Below are 246 nucleotides of genomic sequence, written 5' to 3' on the forward strand. Positions count from 1 at the left end.
CGCTGCCGTTTCAGCGGCAGGAAGATTATCTTAGCATGTCCGCCCGGTTGATGCAACCATCAACTTTTGGCAGGACTGCCAAGCTTGAAAGGGATTGCACCTTTCAAAACTGAACACGAGTGAGTGTCTTGCGACTGAGTCGCAGATTTGTCCGATGACCTGCAGTCATCATGGACTCCATAGAAAGGAGGTGATCCAGCCGCACCTTCCGATACGGCTACCTTGTTACGACTTCACCCCAATCAT

The 246-nt window shown here is 51.2% G+C and carries 1 rRNA gene; it reads right to left on the bottom strand.

Features of this window, described 5'->3' with window-relative positions:
* Positions 1-183 precede the first annotated feature (183 nt).
* Positions 184-246 (bottom strand): 16S ribosomal RNA (locus KQX66_RS37105); the annotation flags it as partial.

The sequence above is a fragment of the Paenibacillus oleatilyticus genome (assembly GCF_018998565.1).
Classification (GTDB): Bacteria; Bacillota; Bacilli; order Paenibacillales; family NBRC-103111; genus Paenibacillus_G; species Paenibacillus_G oleatilyticus.